The sequence below is a fragment of the Dactylosporangium siamense genome (genome assembly GCF_016862795.1).
In the GTDB taxonomy this organism is placed as follows: domain Bacteria; phylum Actinomycetota; class Actinomycetes; order Mycobacteriales; family Micromonosporaceae; genus Dactylosporangium; species Dactylosporangium siamense.
Genome location: NZ_BONQ01000269.1, coordinates 1 through 1,348 on the forward strand (window position 1 = coordinate 1; position 1,348 = coordinate 1,348).

Sequence of the window (1,348 nt, forward strand, 5' to 3'; positions counted from 1 at the left end):
TGGCTGTGGATTTTCAACGCGAACTACGGGCTGCTCAACGGTCTGCTCGTCCAGTTGCACATCGTGGATGAGCCGATTGTCTGGCTCGGCAGTCCGGGTACGGCGATGGCGGCGATCATCGTGGCGAAGAGCTGGGCCAGTTTCCCGTGGATCATGGTGATGCTCCTGGCCGGTCTGCAGACCGTGCCGCACGCCCTGCATGAGGCGGCGGCGTTGGACGGGGCTGGGGCGGTCAACCGGTTCTGGCATGTGACGCTGCCGCACCTGCGTGGGATCCTCGGGATCGTCGTGCTGCTCGAGGTGATCTGGAACGTGCAGCACTTCGACATGATCTACGTGTTGACCGGTGGTGGTCCGGCCGGTTCCACCACGACGTTCGCGGTGGCCGTGTATGACACCGCGTTCAAGGCGTTCGACCTGGGCAAGGCCAGCGCCCTCGGTGCGCTGTGGCTGGTGTTGATCCTCATCCTGGTCGTGGTGTACGTGCGGATCTCCGAGCGTGGTGAGCCCGCATGAGACGCCTGTTCGCCCCCGCCACCACCGTCGCGCTGATCGGGATCTTCGCGTTCGGGCCGGTGTACTGGGTCCTGGTCACCGCGTTGACCCCGACGCATGACGTGTTCCGGTTCCCGCCGCACTTCATCCCCGACCGGATCACCCTCACGCATTTCACCGCGATCTTCGACAACCCGAAGCTGCTGCGGTACCTCACCAACAGTCTCATCGTGTCCACGGTCACCGCCGTGCTCACCGTCATCGTCGCCGCGTACACGGGGTATTCGTTCGCGAAGTTCCGGTACCGGGGCCGCCGGTCGTTGATGTATCTGGTCCTGGCGTCGCAGATGTTCCCGCAGGCGTTGTTGTTGATCACGTTGTATCTGGTGTTCAGTCAGGTCGGGTTGATCAATTCGTATCTGGCGTTGATCCTGTCGTTCACGACGTTCACGTTGCCGTTGTGTGTGTGGATGCTCAAGGGGTTCTTCGACACGATCCCGGATGAGCTGATCGAGGCGGCGAAGGTCGACGGTGCGGGGCAGGGCGCGATCATCCACCGGATTCTGTTGCCGGTGTCGTTGCCGGGTCTGGTGGCGACAGGGTTGTTCGCGTTCATCCGTGGCTGGAACGATTTCATCTTCGCGTTGACCCTGGCCGGGCCGGACAAGCAGACCCTGCCGCCGGGTCTGGTCAACACGTTCCTCGGCGAGTTCGAAACCGCCTGGCCCGACCTGATGGCCGCGTCCCTGGTCGTGTCCCTTCCCGTCGTCATCGGCTTCACCATCCTGCAGCGCTACCTCGTCGCCGGCCTCACCGCCGGCGCCGTCAAAGGCTGAACCACACCCCACACCCC

2 protein-coding genes are annotated in these 1,348 nt (G+C 63.6%); both read left to right on the forward strand.

Going from position 1 to position 1,348, the window contains the following annotated elements; genetic code table 11:
• The coding region (locus tag Dsi01nite_RS56875) for a carbohydrate ABC transporter permease (protein ID WP_203854877.1) at positions 1-516 on the forward strand (516 nt) is incomplete at its 5' end.
• On the forward strand, positions 513-1,331 hold the full coding sequence (locus Dsi01nite_RS56880) for a carbohydrate ABC transporter permease (RefSeq protein WP_203854878.1): 819 nt from the start codon (positions 513-515) through the stop codon (positions 1,329-1,331). The genes Dsi01nite_RS56875 and Dsi01nite_RS56880, both read left to right, overlap by 4 nt.
• The last annotated feature ends 17 nt before the right edge of the window (positions 1,332-1,348 follow it).